This is a genomic window from Corallococcus sp. BB11-1 (genome assembly GCF_026626625.1).
GTDB lineage: Bacteria > Myxococcota > Myxococcia > Myxococcales > Myxococcaceae > Corallococcus > Corallococcus soli.
In genome coordinates, this window is record NZ_JAPNJY010000028.1 from 136,572 (window position 1) to 155,671 (window position 19,100).

A 19,100-nucleotide genomic window follows, 5' to 3' on the forward strand; every position below is an offset into this window, starting at 1 on the left:
AAGGCCGAAACCGCCGGTTCCTGAAACCCCCCGACGGCCCTAGCGCCGGCCGGGAGGCACTCACCACCCTAACAGAGCGCCCGGATTCGGCGCCCCAAATTTCGCCGTCCGTGCGCCTGGCGTGTTCTCCGGGCGACCTCCCGGGCCACTTCTTCAGCGGATGCGCACCGTGAAGGGGAGCATGGCCTTCAGGCCGGGACGCAGCAGCTCGGGCGACCCCAGGCCCACCTCCCGGGCGAGCGTGGACAGGGGCTCCGGCGGACGCTCCGGCAGCACCGGGAGCAGCAGCCCCGCCAGCGCGTGCACCCCGGGCTCGCCGCCCAGGCCGGAGAACAAGCCCCGCGCGCCGCCCATCACGTCCAGGTCCAGCTCCTCCGACGGGGCAATCTTCGCGCGCTTCCGGGCCGCGACCACCGCCTCGTGCAGGCCGCCCAGGCCGTCCACCAGCCCGCGCGCGAGCGCGTCCTGGCCGCTCCACACCCGGCCCCGGGCGACGGCGTCCACCTTCGCCTTGTCCATCTTCCGGTTGAGCGCGACCTCGGTGATGAACGTGTCGTAGGAGTCGTCCACCCAGTTCTGCACCGCGACCTGCTGCTCCGGCGTCCACGGCCGCCACCACTCCAGCAGGTCCGCCATGTCGCCGCGCTTCAGGGTCTCCTGGTGCACGCCCAGCTTCGCGCCCAGGCCCTCCAGCGCGGGCTTCACGTAGTAGATGCCGATGCTGCCGGTGAGCGTGGTGGGCTCCGCGAACACCTCATCCGCGCCCACCGCCGCGTAGTAGCCGCCGGACGCCGCCGCGTCGCCCATGGACGCGATGACGGGCTTGTGCCGCTTCGCCTCCAGCACCGCGCGGTACATCAAGTCGGACGCCAGCACGTCGCCGCCGCCGGAGTCCACGCGCAGCACGATGGCCACCACGGACGGGTCCTCCTGGGCCCGGGCCAGCGCGCGCACCACCGTCTCCGCGCCGGCGATCCGCGCGAAGCCCAGCGGATCCTCGCGGCTGCGGCCCCCGCTGATGTCGCCAATCACCGGCACCACCGCGATGCGGCGGCGCAGGCCCCAGCGGTCCTCGCGCTCGTCGCGCGGGGAGTACGTCGGCTGGAAGCGCTGGCCGGGGAACCACTCCGCGACGCGCGCGTCCAGCTCCGTCGCGGACACCACGCCATCCAGCAGCCCCGCCTCCTGGGCCCGGCGCGAGGACAGGATGCCGCCCGTCCACGCCGCGCGCAGCTTGTCCGGCGACAGCTTGCGGCCCGCCTCCACGGCCTGCTCGTAGTGCGCCACCTGGGCGTCCAGGTACGCGTCCAGCGACTCCTTCTCCGCGGGGCTCATGTCGGAGCGGGTGAGCATGTCCGTCGCCGTCTTGTACTCCCCCACGCGCGCCACGTCCCAGTGCACGCCCAGCTTGTCCATGGTGCCGCCCAGCGCCGTCACGCTGATGGCCAGGCCGTTGATGGGCAGCGACGCCTCCGTCAGCGCGTACACGCCGTCCGCCGCCGACGCCACGAGGTACGAACGGTCATCCCCCGACAGCATCACCACCACGACCTTCTTGCCCGCCTGCCGCAGCCGCAGGAACGCCTTGCGCAGCTCCTCCGCGCCGCCCCAGCCCACGCCGGGCAGACCCTCCATCTTCACCACCACGCCCCGCAGCCGCTCGTCGCGCGTGGCCAGGTCCAGGAACTTGAGCAGGCGCAGGAACGGGTCTGACTCGCTCACGCCCAGCACCGACAGCACCGGGCTCACGCCGCCCGCCAGCATGTCGTCCAGGTCCAGCAGCGTCACGATGCCCTTGGGGCCGCTCACGGAGCGGTAGCGCTCCGACGACAGGCGCAGCGCCAGCACGTGGTCCAGGCCGTTGCCCGCGCCGCCCGCCGCGTACGTCAGGCCCGCGTGGCCCAGGTCCACCGTGGCGGAGAACTGGAGCGCCAGGGGGATGCCGCTGACGAAGCCGTGTGACAGCCCGCCGCCCAGCCGCAGGCCGCGCAGCACCTCCGCCTGCACCGTGTACGTGGCCAGGCCCTCCCGGAAGCCGCCTTCGGAGAAGAGCCAGTCCACGCCCAGCGTGTAGCGCTCGTCCAGCGGGCGCAGGCCCACGCCGAAGTTGTAGCGGCGCGGCAGCTTGATGCCGCCGCTCTCCGGGGCGTTCAGGTCCCTGGCCACCGCGGCCAGCGACAGGAAGCGGGCGGGGCGCGCGGTGAGGCCCACGTCCCAGCTGGTGAGCCCGCCAATGGCGCGGTCGTCGGAGCTGAAGTCGTGCAGCGCCGCGCCCAGCTGCAGCGTGCGGGGCCCCAGCGACAGGCCGAAGGACGTCTTGCGGTAGTCCGGCGCGTTCTCGCCGCGGATCCACTCCAGGGAGAAGCCCGCGCCCAGGCCCAGGAAGTGGGTGCCCAGGAACACGGCGTCGCCCACGGAGTCCGACTCCAGGTTGCGCTCGTGCAGGTAGAAGAGCTGGCCCGAGTCCAGGAAGCCCAGGCCCGCGGGGTTGAGCGACAGCGCGGGCGCTTCGTCCACCAGCGCCGCGTTGGTGGGCGGCAGCGTGACGCCCCGGGGCGGGGTGGGCGAGCGACTGACGGTGCCCGTCTGGGCGAGCGCGAACGTCGGGAGGAGGGTCAGCAGCGGCAGGAGGCGCATACGGCCCGGGACTCTAGGGACAGCCCGCCCCGGGACAAGCGCCGCCTGCTACCAGTCCTCGGTTCCCGACATCGAATCCAACGGATCATCCCCGGATTGCCGCTTCTCGGACTGTTTGCGCTGTCCGCCGCGGTCCTCCGCGCTCCAGTCCTCCGCGCCGCTCTTGCCGTCGAGCGGGTCCCGGACCTTCTGCACCCGCTCGCCCTCGGTGTTGAGGAGCTGGTTGACCACCCGCTCCATCTCCAGCTTGAGCTGCCCGTATTCGTCGCCCTGGAGGACCAGCCGCTTGGAGCCCAGGCGCTTGCCGCTCTTCACGTCGAACAGGCCCACCGCCAGCTCCGTGCCGCGCTCCGGGATGACGCGCACGGTGCCCACCAGCGTCTTGTCCAACCCCAGCGACTTGCCCAGCGCCCCCACGGAGCTGGCCGGCTTGTCGCCGGGGCGCGCCATGTCCCCCAACACCCTGTCCAGTTGGACGTCGTAGGCCTTGTACGTGGCCGTGGGGACGAGCCCCGCGGTGACCTCGACGTCGTCCGGGGTGACTTCGGCGATCTGCCCGAACTGCCGGAAGCCGGCGCGCTCCATGCGCACCAGGTGCTTGCCCACGGGCAGCGCGGGCAGCGTCACGGGCGTGTAGCCCACCGCCTCGCCGTCCACGTAGACGCGCGCGCCCGCCGGCCGCGACTTGAAGGTGGCGGTGCCGCGCAATTGGGACGTGCGGCTGGTGGCCACCTGCGCGCGCAGGCTGATGAACTCCCGGCTGAAGCGCTTGGGGCTCAGCTCGAAGGTGGGGTTGAGCGCCATCAGGTCGATGAGCAGCAGCTTCGCCTCCTCCACGTCCCCCCGCAGCTGGAGGATGGCGCCGTGCACCGCCAGGGCGTCGCACAGCGGGAAGCACGAGCGCATGGCCGCGACCGAGCCGTCCAGCTCCTTCAGCGTGGCGCGCACCTTGCGCTCCGCGTCCTCGTACTCGCGCGCCTCGAAGGCCTTGAGGGTCTCCTCGAAGCCCTTCTTCGCGCGGTTGAACGACGCCTGGGCCGCCGCGTCGTCCGGCAGGCCGAACAGGTCGCGGGGCTTTCGCACGGTGTAGTTGGCGAAGTGGTCCAGCGCGTCGTTCATGTAGCCCTCCATCTGCACCCCCGAGGACTCGGACGACGGGTCCATGGGGATGATCAGCGCGGAGATGCGGCCCGGTGGGGGCGAGGCCGACAGCGCCAGGGCGGGCAGCAGCAAGAACGCGAGCGAGAGGGCTTTCATGGGGAGTCCTGGAAGCTGGACGCGGCGGCTAGAAGGAAATTCCACCGGGCAGCCCGTTCACGGGGTTGAAGCCGGGGGCGCGGTCCGTCGTGGCCACGTACACCACCCCGGCCGTCACCGCCGCGACGCCCGCCGCCGCCGCCCAGAACCAGGGCTTGCGCAGCACCGAGTCCCCGGACACCAGCGACTCGCGCTCCTGGGTGCCGCCCTTGGGCAGGGCGGCGCCGGTGAGGAAGGTGTGCACCTGATCCGCGGCGGCGTCCGCGCTGTACTTGCCGTCGCGCTTGCTGAAGTCCACCTCCACGCCGCGCAGCCGGTTCTTCGTGCGCAGGTCCCACGCCTGCACCTCGCCGTGCAGCCGGCCCTTCTTGTCCTGGAACGTCGCCGCCAGCACCACGTAGCGCGCGTTGAGCCGCTCGCCGATGGCGCCCACCTCCGGCGGAACGCCATCCGCGGAGAAGGCCTGCTGGGTGCCCGCCTTGGTGGCCACGTCACGCAGCGCGGCCAGGCCGGGCGCGGACGCGAGCTTCGCCTTCACCTCCGTGTGCGCCGCCGCCTTCACCTCCGAGTACGTCACGGACGGGGCGTAGCCCGGCAGCACCACCTGCACGGGGTAGCGGCCCGGCGCCAGCTTGAGGCCGGTCAGCGGCGTCGCGCCCACGTCGCGCCCGCGCACCAGCACGCGCGCGCCCTGCGGCTGGGACGTCACCACCAGCGAGCCCTGGGGCTGCGCCTCCAGCTCCTTCTGGGCCTCCGTGAACACCCGCTGCACGTCCTGGCCGAACTGGCCCGCGTCCGGACGCAGCGACGGCTCCGCCACCAGCGCGTTCGTGAAGGACACCTTCGCGCCCGCCACGTCGCCGTTGAGCAGCTGGGACGCGCCCTGGAAGAGGTACGCCTCGCCCAGCTTCTCCGGGCGCAGGTCCCCCGGGCGCTGCACGTAGGCGTCCGCGGCCGCCTTGAACTTCACCGCCGCGGTGTCCGGGTCCAGGTTGTCGTACGCGGAGCGGCCCTCGTCGAAGAGCGCGTCCCCCTTGGGGATGCCCTGCGGCTCCGGGGCCGGGAAGGCCGTGGCCAGATCCACGAACGTCACGTCGCCCGCGGCCCCCAGCTTCCGGGAGAGCGTGTCCTCCAGCTTCGCCGCGTGGTCCGCCGCGGCCGGCTGGCGGGCCACGCCGAACAGCGCCACCGCGCTGGACGAGGCCGTGCGCACGGCGGCCGCCGTGGACGCCGCGGGGTTGGGGGCAGGGGCCGGCGCGGGCGTGACGGGCGCCTTCACCGTCGCCTCCGGCTTCACCGGGGCCACCGGCGCATCCGCCGCGGGGCCCGGGTCGTCCGGAGGGGTGAAGGTGTCCTCGGGCGCCGGCACGGGCTTCGTGGCGGAGGGCCGCTTCTTCTTGGCGCTCTTCCGCTTGGTGGCAGCGTCGGCAGCAGGGGCGCTCAGCACGCAGGCGAGCGCGAAAGTCAGGGCAAGGCGGGTCGTGTTCACGATTCCACCAATGCTAGCCGACCGGCGGGGCGGAAGACCAATGCCCCGCCCGGGACGGGCGGGGCCGTCCCGGGGTGTGCCTGGACTCCCGTTTTTTCAGACGTCGAGTTCCTGCACTTCGCCGGCCATCTCGGTGATGAACTTGTAACGCGCGGAGACGTCCTTGCCCATCAGGTCGTTGATGATGCGGTCGGTCTCCAGGGCGTTGTCGATGGTGACGCGCAGGCTGATGCGGTTCTTCGCATCGAGCGTGGTCTCCTTCAGCTCATCGGCGGTCATCTCGCCCAGACCCTTGAAGCGCATGATGTTGGGCTTGGCGTTGCCGCGGACCTTCTCGCGGATGATGCGGTCGCGGTCCGGTTCGTCCAGGGCCCAGTACGTCTCCTTGCCAATGTCCACCCGGTACAGCGGGGGCTGGGCGATGTGCACCGCGCCCGCCTCGATGAGGGGCCGCAGGTGGCGGTAGAAGAACGTGAGCAGCAGCGTGGCGATGTGGTGGCCGTCGCTGTCGGCGTCCATCAGCAGGAAGACGCGGCCGTATCGCAGCTTCGTGATGTCGAAGTCGGAGCCGATGCCGCACCCCAGCGCGCTGACGATGTCCTGGAGCTCCTTGTTGGTGGCCACCTTGTCGGTGGACGCCTGCTCCGCGTTGAGCACCTTGCCGCGCAACGGGAGGATGGCCTGGGTGCGCCGGTCGCGGCCCTGCTTGGCGGAGCCGCCTGCGGAGTCACCCTCCACGATGAACAGCTCGCTGGACTGGGGATCCGTGGACGAGCAGTCCGCCAGCTTCCCGGGCAGGTTGAGCCGGTGGCTCACCGCCGTCTTGCGGTTGATGGCGGCGGAGGCCGCGCGGGACGCCTCGCGCGCGCGGGCGGCCAGGATGATGCGCGCCAGCAGCGCCTCCGCGATGGACTTGTTGTCGTTGAGCCACTTCTCCAGGGCCGGCCGGATGGCGCCGTCCACCTGGCCCGAAGTTTCCGGGTTGTTGAGGCGGCCCTTCGTCTGCCCCTGGAACTGGGGCTCCACCACGTAGACGGACAGGATGGCGGTGATGCCCTCGCGGATGTCCTCCGCGGTGAGCGTCACGCCCTTGGGCGTCAGGTCGTGCGTGTCGATGTAGTTGCGCATCGCCTTGACGATGGCGGCCCTCAACCCCGCCTCGTGCGTGCCGCCCATGGCCGTGGGGATGCCGTTGACGTACGAGCGCACGTGCTCGTCCGTGGCCTCCGTCCACGCGAGCGCCACCTCCAGCCGGACCTCGTTGTCACGCGCGTAGTAGAACGGCGTGCTGCCCGTGGGGACGATGGGCTTCTGGCGCTCGGAGACAACCTTGGTGAGGTACTCGGCGATGCCGCCGTCGTGCTTGTACGTCACCGTGGTGTGCGGGGTGGCCGTCTCATCCTTCCAGATGACGGTCATGCCCTTGTGCAGGTAGCTCTTCGCCTCCAGCCGCTCGCGCACCAGCTCCGCGTCGAACTTCTGCTTCTCCCCGAAGATCTCCGCGTCCGGTTCGAAGGTGAGCGACGTGCCGGTGCCGCGCGCGGGGCCCTCCACCTTCAGGGGGCTGGTCGCCTTGCCGCGCGCGTACGACTGCACGTGGCGCTTGCCGTCGCGCTTGATCTCCACCAGCAGCTTGCTGGCGAGCGCGTTCACCACCGAGCTGCCCACGCCGTGCAGACCGCCCGAGTGGATGTAGTTGCCCTGCTCGAACTTGCCGCCCGCGTGCAGCGTCGTGAGGATGACCTCCACGGCGGGCTTCTTGTGCTTGGGCATCATGTCCACCGGGATGCCGCGCCCGTTGTCCACGACGGTGATGGATTTGGCGCCCTTGTGGAGCGTGACTTCGACGGTGGTGGCGTAGCCGTTGATGACCTCGTCCACCGAGTTGTCGAGGATCTCCCACAAGAGGTGGTGGTAGCCCGTGGTGTCGGTGCCACCGATGTACATGGCCGGGCGCTTGCGCACCGGCTCCAGGCCTTCCAGCACCTGGATGTCCGCGCCTGTGTAGCTCTCCTTCTTGGTCGCCATGGCCTTCCCGCTACTCCTTCTTCTCCGGCAGCGGCACGAAGGTGACGGGACGCGCCACCTCCTTCACCGTGTCGCGCTTGGACATCTCGTGGCCCTTGCCGCCGCGCGCCGTCACCGAGAACTTCGCCGGTGACAGGTGCAGCTTGCGGCCCTTCTGCGTCTCGAACTCCAGCGTGGCGTCCTTCTGGCTGGCGGGCGCCGCCAGGAAGTCCACCACCCGGTCACCCGGCTCCACCTTGATGACCTGGACGCCCTTGCCGGGGCCGGCCAGCTCATTGACCTCCGCCACCTTGCACACGAGCGCGCTGGTCTTCTCCGTGAGGACCGCGAGCAGGTCGCGGTCGCCCACCGGCTGCGTGCCGATGATTTCGTCGCCCTCGCCCGTCTTCGCGTAGCGGCGGCCGGCGCGGGTGGACACTTCCAGGTGCGGCGCGAGCAGCACGCGCATGCCCAGGCCCAGGCGCGTCACCGCCACCAGCTTCGCCGGCTGGGGCAGGCGCGGATCCAACGACAGGGCGCCCACCACGCGCTCGTTGTCGTCGAACTTGAACAGCTTCTGCACCGGGTCGCCGTAGCCGGTGGAGGCCGGCACGTCGTTGAAGCGGGTGACGTAGGCGGTGCCCAGGTTGGTGAACAGCACCAGGTTCGTCTTCAGGCTGCCGGCGAGCACCGCCATCACCGCGTCGCCTTCGCGCAGGCGGGTGGTGGACGGGTCCTTCACCTCGCGCACGCGCTTGATCCACCCGTCGCGGGTGAGGACCACGTGGGCGTCCTCGTCCGCGATGAACGCCTCCGCGGAGAACTCCACCTCTTCGGAGCCGGCGCCGCCAATGCGCGTGCGGCGCTTGTCGGTGTAGGCGGCCTTCATGGCGGTGAGCTCGTCGCGGATGACGACCCAGCGCTTCTTCACGTCCTTGAGGATGCCCTCGATGCGCTTGATCTCCGCGCGCTTCTTCGCGAGCTCCTCCTGGACGACCAGGATCTCCAGGCGCGCCAGCTTGTACAGCTTCATCTCCAGGATGGCGTCCACCTGGATCTCATCCAGCTTGAAGCGGACCATCAGCTTCTGGGCCGCGTCCTGCTTGCCCTCCGACTTGCGGATGATCCGGATGATCTCATCCAGCGCGTCGTAGGCGTTCGCGAAGCCCTCAAGGATGTGGACGCGGCGCTTGAGCTCCGCCAGCTCGTGCTCGAAGCGCTTGGTGACGATCTCCAGGCGGAAGTCGAGGAAGTACTGGAGGATGCTCTTGAGGTCCAGGCGCTTGGGCGTGCCGACGTCCGGGTTCTCCGACGGGACGAGGCAGGTGAGGTTCACGCCGAAGTTCGTCTGCAGGGGCGTGTGCTTGTAGAGGTACGCCATCACCAGCTCCGGGCTGGCGTCCTTCTTCAGCTCCAGGACGATGCGCACGTCCTTGGTGGACTCGTCGCGCACGTCGGTGATGAGCGGCAGCTTGCGCTCGCGCACCAGCTCGCCAATCTTCGCGACGAGGGTGGACTTGTTCACCGTGTACGGGATGGAGGTGACGACGATCATCTGACCGCCGCGCTTGAGCTCCTCCAGCTTGTACTCGCCGCGGATGCGGACGCTGCCCTGGCCCGTCTCGTAGATCTCCCGCAGCTCCGGCTTGCTGTTGAGGATCTGCCCGCCGGTGGGGAAGTCCGGGCCCTTGATCCACTTGAGCAGGTCCTTGACCTGCAAGTCCCTGTTGTCGATGAGCGCCAGCAGCGCGTCCACCAGCTCGCCCAGGTGGTGGGGCGGGATGTTGGTGGCCATGCCCACCGCGATGCCGGTGGTGCCGTTCATCAACAGCTGGGGCACGCGCGCGGGGATGACGACGGGCTCGTCCCGGGTGCCGTCGTAGTTGGGGCGGAAGCGGACGGTCTTGCTGTCCAGCTCACCCAGCAGCTCCGTGGCCAGCTTCTCCAGGCGGCACTCGGTGTAGCGGTAGGCGGCGGCGGAGTCGCCGTCGAGCGAGCCGAAGTTGCCGTGGCCGTCCACCAGCGGGTAGCGCAGGGAGAAGTCCTGGGCCATGCGGACCAGGGCGTCGTAGATGGCCGTGTCGCCGTGCGGGTGGTAGCGGCCCATGATGGCGCCGACGACCTGCGCGCACTTCTGGTACTTGGTGTCGAACGACAGGTTCAGGTCGTTCCACATCCCGTAGAGGATGCGGCGCTGCACCGGCTTGAGGCCGTCGCGCACATCGGGCAGGGCGCGCGAGGTGATGACCGACAGGGCGTAGTTCAGGTAGCGCCGGCGGGCTTCCTCGGCCAGGCCGGCGGGGATGCTGCCGTCACCGCCGCCAGCGCCCGACGCGCCGCCGCCGCCCTTGCCTCCGCCCCCTGCCGGGCCTCCCTGCTTCTTGCGCGTCTTCGTATCGGCGTCTGCGAGCATGGTCATGAAATCCAGATGGTTTTTACGGACCCGGCCCCGCCCATGACGCGGCGCGCGGCCTTCCAGCGCGCCACGACCGGTCGGGTCGGACCCAAAACGTCAGGTCGGCGGGACTACCATGGCCCTCTGACATTGAGAACGAATTCGGGAGGTTGCGTCGGCTCCAAGGCCAGAATCCTGCACGTCCGTGCAGTCCTCCTCCTGCTTGAAACGCGCCGCCAACCCCCCGGAATTCCGAAGGGTGCTTCACCGCCAGCCGGCTGGCGGGCTGCTTCCGGGAGGGGGTCTAGCCGTTGTCGCCAGCGGGGGGCGTGCGGGACTTCTTGGGGTCGGCGTTCGGGGCCTTGCCCCAGTTGCCGCTGCCGTGCTTGAAGATCTGCACGCCCCTGCCGGAGCTGCCTCCGAGCATGCCGGCGATGGTCGCCTGGACGGCCTTGCCACCGGGCGGGTGGTAGATGACGCGGACCTTCCGGGCGGAGGGCAGCAGGGCGCTGGTGGCGTCCACGAGCAGGTAGACGGTGTTGCCGTCCAACTGGATGCGCTCGGGGTCTTGGATGTTGTTGAGGTCCGCGAGCAGCTCGCCCCCGTCCGTGCTGCTGGCGTCGGTGCCCAGCTGGCGCACCTTCACGCGGAGCATCATCTCCGGCGGGGCGTCCTGGCGCTTGTACTCGCGCACGCCCTGGATGACGACGGCCAGGTCGGCGCCGGTCTCCGGCCCCTTGGTGGTCAGCTGGAGGCCGGACTGGGTGCTGGCGTCGGTGTCCAGGAAGAGGGTGACGTTGGCGCAGCGCTGCTTGCACTCCTCGCCGAAGGGCAGCTTGTCGAACCGCAGCCGCATCCCGAAGTCACTGCCCTGGGGGCCGATGGTGGCGTCCACGACGACGGGGCGTTCGTCATCCGCGGAGGGCTTGTAGCGGAAGGTCGAGTTCCCCCGGCCCGCGGCGGAGACGTTCGCGCTGGCGAGCAGCGAGCAGGCGAGCAGGGTGGGCAGGCGCTTCACGGTGAGGAGACCTCCGGGTGGGACGGGCGGCGCCGCGTCAAAAGGGGCATTCAACGGGAACAGACCCAGGGCGGCAAGCCTTGGTCATAGAGTGGTCGCCCGGAGGACAGCCATGCCCACACCGTACGTACGACAGCTGAAGCTGGGACCGATGGACAACTTCGTCTACCTCGTGGGGCCCGCGGACGGGCCGGAGGTGGTGGTGGTGGATCCCGCCTGGGACGTGATGGAGATCGAATCGGCGGTGGCCCAGGACGGCAAGCGGGTGGTGGGCGCGTTCGTGTCCCACTGCCACGGCGACCACATCAACGGCCTGGAGGAGCTGCTGTCGCGCCACGACGTGCCGGTGTACGCGCACGAGGAGGAGGTCGCCTTCTCCCGCGAGCTGCGCAAGTGGGGCGGGGACGCGCTGCGTCCGCTCAAGGCCGGGGATCCGGTGCCGGTGGGCTCGCGCACGTTCCAGGCGCTGCACACGCCGGGGCACACGCCGGGGTCGCACTGCCTGCTGGCGGATGACGCGCTGGTGTCCGGGGACACGGTGTTCATCAACGGGTGCGGCCGGTGCGACCTGCCGGGCAGCAACCCGGAGGCGATGTACCGCTCGCTGTCGCAGGTGCTGCTGAAGGTGCCGGACACGGCGCGCCTGTTCCCGGGGCACGACTATGGCGACGTGCCGGTGGCCGGCATGGACGCCGTGCGCCAGAAGAACCCGTACTTCGCCTTCCCGGACATGGCGTCGTTCGTGGCGTTCCGGATGCGGCCGCGCAAGTGAGGCGGCGTCAGGGCTGGATGGCGAGGACGCGCCAGCCCCTAACGTCGATGGCGTAGGTCGCCCCCATGTCGAGGACGACGGCGCGCTCTTCCGGGGTGCAGGCGTCGGGATTGAAGAGGAAGCGGACGAACACGAGGCCTTCCGGTCCTGGCGCGGCCTGCACGTCGAAGGACTGACGCCGGTAGAGGCACTGCTCCGTGGGCGTCGCGCCCCGGTGGGGCTTCGAGCCAGGAGGGCGGAAATCGTCCATCGCGAGCTGGATGGCCGTGGCCACGGTGCCGGACAGTTCCTGGAGTCCCGTGGCCGGAAGGTCCGAGGGGAATTGGACGGTGGCGGCTTCCTCGGGAGGCGCGTGGACAGGACGAGGCGTGCGCTGGAAGAGCGCGCACGCGGGGAGCAGGACCACCGGCAGCAACGCCACGAGAACGCGCTTCAAGGAGTTCCTTCTCACTCGTCCACCGAGGTCACGCGGCCAGACTGCTTGTCTTCAGGATGGATGTAGCCGGTCAGGACCCAGGTCCTGCCACGGCGCACGAAGACTTCGCCGGGACGGTCTTCATGACGGTGGGGAACCAGCTTCATCACGGTGCAAGCCGTGTCGAACTGGATGCGGATGTCATAGAGTTGGAGGCTTGAACGCCGATCGTCCTGGGACAGTTCGGAGGGGGCCCAGGGGTGGCTGTGATAATCCGCCCAGGGCATGGGCCTCCCCCTTTCGTCCATGACATGGAGCGGTGGCTGGCACCGTTTCCTCTTGGTGGGACCTACCAGGACGGTGGGCGCCAGGGGTGAGGGCTGGCTCGCATGGAACATCCCATCCTCCAGGGAGTAGATGACCCCGCAGTATTCCTGGCCATGATCGCGCAATGTGGCCCGTGGCAGCTTCATGATCGCCGGGCAGAGCTGGTCGATGACGTCATCGATGTTCCGCGAGGGCTCGATGTCGGCCCAGGGGCCATTGGCCCAGACCTGATTGCCCCTGAATCCGTAGGGAGCAGGCCCGGGAGGCGCCGACGAAGGGCTTGCACATCCCAATGCGCCCGCGAAGAGAATCGAACGAAGTCTCATCTCACCCTATCGGGTATCACACCCGCCGCGCCCGGGCCACGGGCGGCATGCGCACGCCGCCGCCGCCCTGGGGCTTCGCATGCAGCGACCAGTACGCCGCCGCGACGAGCAGGAGCACCGACAGGAGCGACCACAGCGCCGCCCAGACGATGGACGGCACCCAGGTGACGTTGGCCAGCAGCGCCGCGTCCGTCATGTTCCGCCGGGTGCTGTCCCACAGGTCCGAGCGCAGGTCGAAGAGCGCGTAGAGCGACGTGAAGGCCGCCAGGAACAGGTTGAGCCCGTCCACCATCACCGACGGCAGGAAGCGCGTCCCCAGGCCCAACGCCACCGCCATGCCCAGGCAGAACGCCAGCGTGAAGGCATCCCCCGCGTAGAAGACGCCCATCACCGCCAGCCACACCGCCGCCGCGCCCATCACCGCGCGGCCCAGCTGGAAGCGGAACGTGGCCACCATCAACCCCGCGCCCGCCACCGCGCTGCCCAGGTAGCCGGACGAGTACAGCACCACCATGTTGAGGAAGCCCGGGGGGATGCGCGACATGCACTCGCCCCCCTCGTTCATCGCCAGGTGCACCCGGTCCACCGAGCCCCCCATGACCAGCGTGCCGATGGCATGCCCGCTCTCATGCATCATCACCACCAGCAGCTTCACCGGATAGAGCACCGGCGAGTCCCAGAAGTACCAGGACGCCCCCAGCATCAGCAGGAGCAGCGCCAGCCGTCCGACGTCCAGGGTTGCTCCGCTCGCTGTCCGCATCGCTGACTCCCTCGCCCCTGCCTGCCTGGACACCGGAACATCCAAGGGCGTTCCATCTTCCGCGAAAACGCCTTCCGCCGACACCGGAACGGTCGCGCCCGGGCACCGGACGGGGTAGGGAGGGGACACCATGAAGAAGACGCTCCTCCTGCTGTGTCTCGTGGCGGCCCCGGCCTTCGCCGGGGAAGGCAAGTGGACCCCCCAACAGGTGCTGGAACTGAGCCCCGCATGGCTCAAGGCCCAGGGCCTGAAGCTGCCCCCCCACAAGCTGTGGGACCCCAAGCGGGGCACCGGGCTGCTGGCGGGCACGGTGAACACCGGCGGCTGCTCCGGGTCGTTCATCTCCGCCACCGGCCTCATCATCACCAACCACCACTGCGCCTTCGGCATCATCCAGGAGCACAGCTCGCCGCAGCGGGACCTCATCACCGGCGGCTTCCTCGCGAAGGCCGGCGCGGAGGAGCTTCCGGGCAAGGGCTCGCGCGTGCAGGTGCCGCGCGCCTTCACGGACGTGACGGCGCAGATCAACGCCGCGGTGCCCCCGGGCGCGGACGACCTGGCGCGCTACAAGGCCGTGGACCGCAAGCAGAAGGAGCTGGTCGCCGAGTGCGAGAAGCGCCCCGCCACCCGCTGCCAGGTCGCGACCTTCGACGGCGGCGTCAACTACACGCTGGTGGACGCCATGGAGCTGCAGGACGTGCGGCTCGTCTACGCGCCGCCCCGCGCGGTGGGCGAGTACGGCGGGGAAGAGGACAACTGGTCCTGGCCGCGCCACACCGGCGACTTCGCCATCATCCGCGCGTACACCGCGCCGGACGGCAGCTCCGCCGCGTACAGCGAGAAGAACGTCCCCTACAAGGCGGAGTTCTTCTTCCCGCTGTCCACCCAGGGCGTGAAGCCGGGCGACTTCGTGATGGTGCTGGGCTACCCGGGCATGACCTACCGCACGCTGCTCGCGGACGAGATGGCCGAGCGTCAGGCGCGCTACTACCCGCGCATCCGCGACGTGCTGGGCGAGGCCATCTCCCTGCTGGAGGCCGCAGGTGAGAAGGACCCCGCCGGGAAGATCGCCGTGGCCTCGCAGCTCAAGAGCCTGCACAACGTCTACAAGAACGCGGGCGGCCAGCTCGCCGGCATGCGGCGCGGCCAGCTGGTGGAGAAGCAGCGCGCCGCCGAGGACGCCGTCGTCGGCTGGGCCCAGAAGGGCGGCGCGAAGTGGAGCGACGCGCTCAAGGCCCGCGACGCGCTGCTCACCGAACAGCAGGCGTCCGCGAAGACCTTCGAGCGCGACTTCCTGCTCGGCGTGTCCGGGCGTCTGGCGCAGGGGCCCGCGCTCGCGACGAGGGTGGCCCGGCTGTCCATGGAGCGCGCGAAGCCGGACCTGGAGCGCCGCCCGGAGTACATGGACCGCGAGCTGCCGCGCATCAAGGACAGCCTGGAGCGCGCCCAGAAGAACCTCTTCCCCGCCGCGGACAAGGCGCTGCTGCACGCGTTCGTCAAGCGCGCGCAGGCGCTGCGGCCCGACGAGCGCATCCAGGCCGTGGACACCCACTTCGGCAAGTCCTACGTGGAGAAGGACGTCACCGCGAAGATCGACGCGCTCTACGCGAACACGAAGGTCCTGACGCAGGCGGAGCGCATGAAGATGGCGGGCGAAACGCCGGCGCAGCTCACCGCGCGCAAGGACCCGCTGCTCGCGTTCGGCATGGACCTGGCGAAGGACCAGGCGGCGCTGGATGAGGTCCGCGACCGGCGCCAGGGCGCGGCGTCGCGGCTGCGGCCGGCGTGGCGCGCGGCGGTGATGGCGCAGGCGGGCAAGCCCATCGCGCCGGACGCCAACAGCACGCTGCGCGTGTCGTTCGGCAAGGTGCAGGGCTACACGCCGCGCGACGGCGCGGTGTACCTGCCGCAGACGACGCTGACGGGCATGCTCCAGAAGCACACCGGCGAGGAGCCCTTCAACGCGCCCCCCAAGCTGCGCGCCACCGCGGAGGCGAAGAAGTTCGGCCCGTGGGTGGACCCCCGGCTCAAGGACGTGCCGGTGGACTTCCTGTCGGACGCGGACACCACGGGCGGCAACTCCGGCAGCCCCACGGTGAACGGCAAGGGCGAGCTGGTGGGCGTGAACTTCGACCGGGTGTGGGAGAACGTCGCGAACGACTTCGGCTACAATCCGGACGTGGCCCGGAACGTCAACGTGGACGTGCGCTACCTGCTGTGGAACCTCGACCAGGTCGAGGACGCGGACGCGCTCCTGCGCGAGCTCAACGTCCGCAAGGGCTCGCCGGTGGTGAAGGAGGCGCGCTGACATGTCGGGCCCGGAAGAGGGGTCGCCAGCGCTGCCCACCTTCCGCCCCGAGGAGCGGGTGTGCGGCAACTGCAAGCTGTGGAGTCCGCACTCCGTGGATCACCGGGGCTGGGTGGGGCCGTGCCGCCTGCAGAACTCGCGCGGCATGTTCCCGCCCTCCGCCCCCCTCTGTGACAAGTACGCGCCCAAGGGCTCCGCGGCCCCGCTGCCTGTCGTTCAAGGCAGCACGCGGGGCCGCACGGCGCGCAGCGTGGCGCCCGTGGTGGTGCGGCGGCGCGCGGACCCCAACGACGTGGTGGACCTGGAAGGGCTGAACATGACGCGCGAAGAGCTGATGGACATCTTCCGGGAAGCGTCCGGCATCAGTGAGCCGCCGCTGGCCGCCAAGTGGGAGGGCGGCACGGTGCGCCTGGTCCCGGGCAACCCGGAGCTGCAGGCGAAGGACCTGCCCATCGACAACCTGTTCCACAAGGTCACGATGGTGAGGGACCGCCTGCGCGTGCTGGAGCAGAAGCTCAACGCCCACCCCAAGCTCTCCGAAGCGGAGAAGGTGGAGATGCAGAGCTACATCACCCGCGTGTACGGGTCGCTCACCAGCTTCAACGTCCTCTTCAAGGAGAAGGCGGATCAGTTCGTCGGCAGCAAGGGCGACGAGTAGCGCTCAGGGCCGCTGGCCGCGCTCCTCCATCACGGTGAGGGCGCGCTGGCGGCCCCGGTGCAGGGCGCTCTTCACCGTGCCCTCCGGGATGCGCAGCAGCCGGGAGATCTCCGCGGCGCCCAGGCCGCGCACCTCGCGCAGGTAGAGCACCTGCCGCTGCTGGGGGTTCACCTCCTCCAGCGCTTCGTGGAAGTGGCGCTGCATCTGTGCGCCCATGGCGTGCGCCTCCGGGGACACCTGCTCCTGGGGCGCGTGCGCCAGCCGCTCCCGGCGCCTGCGCGCGCGCAGCCAGTTGATGCTGCTGTTGACCATCACCCGGTGCAGCCACGTCGTCCACGTCGCCCGGCCGTCCAGCCCCGGCGGCTGCCGCGACAGGCGCAGGAAGACGTCCTGCACCACGTCCTCCGCGTCGTCGGTGTCCCCCACGATGCGCCGGGCGATGGCCAGGGCCCGCGGCCGGTGATGGGCGTAGAGGTCATTGAGGGTGGGGAAGGGAAGGACGGCGGCGTACGGGCCCATGGCGGACGGTCTCCTGTGTCTGCCTCCTGGAACGAACGGGCGCGCGAAAGGGTCTATCGCCCCCGGGGCAGGGGCGTGGAGGCCGCCGGGCTGTTCTTGCGACTCCAGGGAGGGACCCTGGGGCGGCCATGCTCCCGGGCGGCCCACCGGACTCCATCCACGGGGACGGGCCCCCTGGCCCCGCCAGCGCCCCCGGTGCGCACGTTGCTGCCCAGGGGGCGCCATGGCTCAGACGGCGGACATGGGGAGCAGGAGGCCGTACATGCCCCGGCGACGGGAGGGCAACGGCTTCGTGGACCTGCTGCTGGGGCGCCCGCTCACCAGCGCCCAGGCGATGCAGGAGAAGACGGGCGTCCTCACCGGCGTGGCCCTGCTCGGACTGGACGCGCTGTCCTCCGCCGCGTACGGGCCGGAGGCCGCCCTCACCGTGCTGCGGCCCCTGGGGCCCGCGGGCGTGTGGCTGCTGCTGCCCATCACGGCCGCCATCGTCGGGCTGCTGATGATCGTGGCGGGCTCCTACGCGCAGACCATCGCCGCGTACCCGAGCGGCGGCGGCGCCTACACCGTGGCGCGGCAGAACCTGGGGCGGGGCGCGGGGCTGCTGGCCGCCACCGCGTTGATGCTCGACTACATGCTCAACGTGGCCGTGGGCATCTCCGCCGGCACGGGCGCGCTGGTGTCCGCGTTCCCCTCGCTCAGGCCCCACGTGCTGCCCATCGCCCTGGGAATCCTGGCGCTGCTCACGCTGGTGAACCTGCGCGGGGTGAGCGAGGCGGGCGCGGTGTTCGTCGTGCCCACCTGGTTCTTCATCGGGTCGCTCTCCGTGGTGCTGCTCGTGGGCCTGTACAAGCTTGTCATGGGCCTCGCGACGCCCATCCAGGCGCCGCCGCCCCTGGCGCTGCCCACCGCGTCCGTGGGCGCGTGGCTCGTCATCCGCGCCTTCGCCAGCGGCTGCACCGCGATGACGGGCGTGGAGGCCATCAGCAACGCGGTGCCCATCTTCCGGGACCCGGCCATCCGCCGCGCGCGCGTCACGCTGGCCATCATCGTGGGCGTGCTCGTCACGATGCTGCTGGGCATCGCGCTGTTGTGCCGGGCCTACGGCGTGGGCGCGACGGTCCCCGGCTCCGCGGGCTACCAGACGGTGCTGTCCCAGCTCATCGCCGCGGTGATGGGGCGCGGCGCCTTCTACTTCGTGGCGATGGCCGCCATCCTCTGCGTGCTCGCGCTGTCCGCGAACACCAGCTACGCGGGCTTCCCGCTCGTCTGTCAGGTGCTGGCGCGCGAGCGCTACCTGCCGCCGGGCTTCGCGCACCGGGGACGGCGGCTGGCCCTGTCGCGCGGCATCCTCACCCTGTCGGGGCTCGCGGCGCTGCTGCTGATTGCCTGCCGGGGCATCACCGACCGGCTGATTCCGCTGTTCGCCATTGGCGCGCTGATGGCCTTCACGCTGTCGCAGGCGGGCATGGTGGTGCACTGGAACCGGCACCGGGGCGAGGGCTGGCGGTGGCGCCGCGCGCTCAACGGCTTTGGCGCGGTGATGACGGCGCTGACGCTGGTCATCGTCGGCGTGTCCAAGTTCGCGCACGGGGGCTGGGCCGCGTTCGTCATCGTCCCCGCGGGCATCCTGCTGCTGTCGCGCGTCCACGCGGCCTACACGCGCACGCGGCAGGACACGGAGCTGCGCCGCCCCGTGCACCTGTCCCCGGCGCCTCCGATGGTCGCCGTGGTGCCGGTGGACCGCTGGTCCCATGCGTCGGAGACGGCGCTGCGCTTCGCGCTGGAGCTCAGCGACGACGTGCGGGCCGTGCACATCTGCAGCGGGGACACCGACGAGAAGGAGCTGGACTCGCACTGGCAGCACTTCGTCCAGGGGCCGCTGCTGGAGGCCGGCCGCAGGCCTCCGCCGCTCGTGCACGTCGCGTCGCCCTACCGCGCGCTGGTGTGGCCGCTCCTGGACTACCTGGACGCGCTGCTGGCCGAGTCCCCGGAGCGCACCGTCGCCATCGTGCTGCCGGAGCTGCTGGAGGCGCGCTGGTACCGGGCCATGCTGTACGGCCGCCGCTCGGAGCTGCTGCGCAGCGCGCTGCTGCTGTCCGGGGAGCGCCGGCTGGTGGTGGTCAGCGTGCCCTGGTACCTGCGCAGCGCCGGACAGATGGCGCCGCACTCGGCCTGGCACGCGCCCGACGCGCAGCCGTGAGGCGCGTCAGGG

Annotated in this window: 14 protein-coding genes; 4 read left to right on the top strand and 10 right to left on the bottom strand. The window is 70.6% G+C overall.

The window, feature by feature from the left end; all coding sequences use genetic code 11:
• Window positions 1-153: 153 nt before the first annotated feature.
• The 6 genes from sppA to OV207_RS22135 form a co-directional block, all read right to left on the bottom strand.
• Window positions 154-2,637: a signal peptide peptidase SppA gene (gene sppA, locus OV207_RS22110; RefSeq protein ID WP_267557087.1), complete on the bottom strand. Its 2,484-nt coding sequence runs from the start codon at window positions 2,635-2,637 to the stop codon at window positions 154-156.
• Between the two features lie 48 nt (window positions 2,638-2,685).
• Complete coding sequence (locus OV207_RS22115; protein WP_267557089.1) at window positions 2,686-3,894, bottom strand: PEGA domain-containing protein; 1,209 nt, start codon at window positions 3,892-3,894, stop codon at window positions 2,686-2,688.
• Window positions 3,895-3,922: 28 nt separating this feature from the next.
• The gene (locus OV207_RS22120) at window positions 3,923-5,383 is read right to left on the bottom strand and encodes a PEGA domain-containing protein (RefSeq protein WP_267557090.1); all 1,461 of its coding nucleotides are present in this window, start codon (window positions 5,381-5,383) and stop codon (window positions 3,923-3,925) included.
• A 96-nt stretch (window positions 5,384-5,479) separates the two neighbouring features.
• Window positions 5,480-7,411 (bottom strand): DNA gyrase/topoisomerase IV subunit B, encoded by a 1,932-nt coding sequence (locus OV207_RS22125; RefSeq protein WP_193428291.1) that lies wholly within the window; start codon window positions 7,409-7,411, stop codon window positions 5,480-5,482.
• 10 nt (window positions 7,412-7,421) lie between these two features.
• On the bottom strand, window positions 7,422-9,803 hold the full coding sequence (locus OV207_RS22130) for a DNA gyrase/topoisomerase IV subunit A (protein ID WP_267557093.1): 2,382 nt from the start codon (window positions 9,801-9,803) through the stop codon (window positions 7,422-7,424).
• Between the two features lie 286 nt (window positions 9,804-10,089).
• A complete protein-coding gene (locus tag OV207_RS22135) occupies window positions 10,090-10,803 on the bottom strand; it encodes a hypothetical protein (RefSeq protein ID WP_267557094.1) in 714 nt (237 codons plus the stop codon).
• A 112-nt stretch (window positions 10,804-10,915) separates the two neighbouring features.
• Here OV207_RS22135 and OV207_RS22140 point away from each other — a divergent pair, with 112 nt between their 5' ends.
• Window positions 10,916-11,575, top strand: a complete 660-nt coding sequence (locus tag OV207_RS22140) for an MBL fold metallo-hydrolase (RefSeq protein ID WP_267557096.1) — start codon at window positions 10,916-10,918, stop codon at window positions 11,573-11,575.
• A gap of 7 nt (window positions 11,576-11,582) precedes the next feature.
• Here OV207_RS22140 and OV207_RS22145 read toward each other — a convergent pair whose 3' ends face one another.
• The 3 genes from OV207_RS22145 to OV207_RS22155 form a co-directional block, all read right to left on the bottom strand.
• Window positions 11,583-12,011, bottom strand: a complete 429-nt coding sequence (locus OV207_RS22145; RefSeq protein ID WP_267557098.1) for a hypothetical protein — start codon at window positions 12,009-12,011, stop codon at window positions 11,583-11,585.
• Between the two features lie 11 nt (window positions 12,012-12,022).
• A complete protein-coding gene (locus OV207_RS22150) occupies window positions 12,023-12,277 on the bottom strand; it encodes a hypothetical protein (RefSeq protein ID WP_267557100.1) in 255 nt (84 codons plus the stop codon).
• A gap of 382 nt (window positions 12,278-12,659) precedes the next feature.
• Complete coding sequence (locus tag OV207_RS22155) at window positions 12,660-13,403, bottom strand: M50 family metallopeptidase (RefSeq protein ID WP_193428287.1); 744 nt, start codon at window positions 13,401-13,403, stop codon at window positions 12,660-12,662.
• A gap of 130 nt (window positions 13,404-13,533) precedes the next feature.
• Between OV207_RS22155 and OV207_RS22160 the strand changes: the two genes are divergently transcribed.
• Both OV207_RS22160 and OV207_RS22165 read left to right on the top strand, forming a co-directional pair.
• Window positions 13,534-15,711 carry a S46 family peptidase gene (locus OV207_RS22160; RefSeq protein WP_267557102.1) on the top strand — a complete coding sequence of 726 codons (2,178 nt, stop codon included), beginning with the start codon at window positions 13,534-13,536 and terminating at the stop codon, window positions 15,709-15,711.
• A 1-nt stretch (window position 15,712) separates the two neighbouring features.
• The gene (locus OV207_RS22165) at window positions 15,713-16,369 is read left to right on the top strand and encodes a hypothetical protein (protein ID WP_267557103.1); all 657 of its coding nucleotides are present in this window, start codon (window positions 15,713-15,715) and stop codon (window positions 16,367-16,369) included.
• A gap of 3 nt (window positions 16,370-16,372) precedes the next feature.
• Here OV207_RS22165 and OV207_RS22170 read toward each other — a convergent pair whose 3' ends face one another.
• Window positions 16,373-16,888 carry an RNA polymerase sigma factor gene (locus tag OV207_RS22170; protein WP_193428284.1) on the bottom strand — a complete coding sequence of 172 codons (516 nt, stop codon included), beginning with the start codon at window positions 16,886-16,888 and terminating at the stop codon, window positions 16,373-16,375.
• 262 nt (window positions 16,889-17,150) lie between these two features.
• Here OV207_RS22170 and OV207_RS22175 point away from each other — a divergent pair, with 262 nt between their 5' ends.
• On the top strand, window positions 17,151-19,088 hold the full coding sequence (locus OV207_RS22175; protein WP_267557104.1) for an APC family permease: 1,938 nt from the start codon (window positions 17,151-17,153) through the stop codon (window positions 19,086-19,088).
• Window positions 19,089-19,100 lie beyond the last annotated feature (12 nt).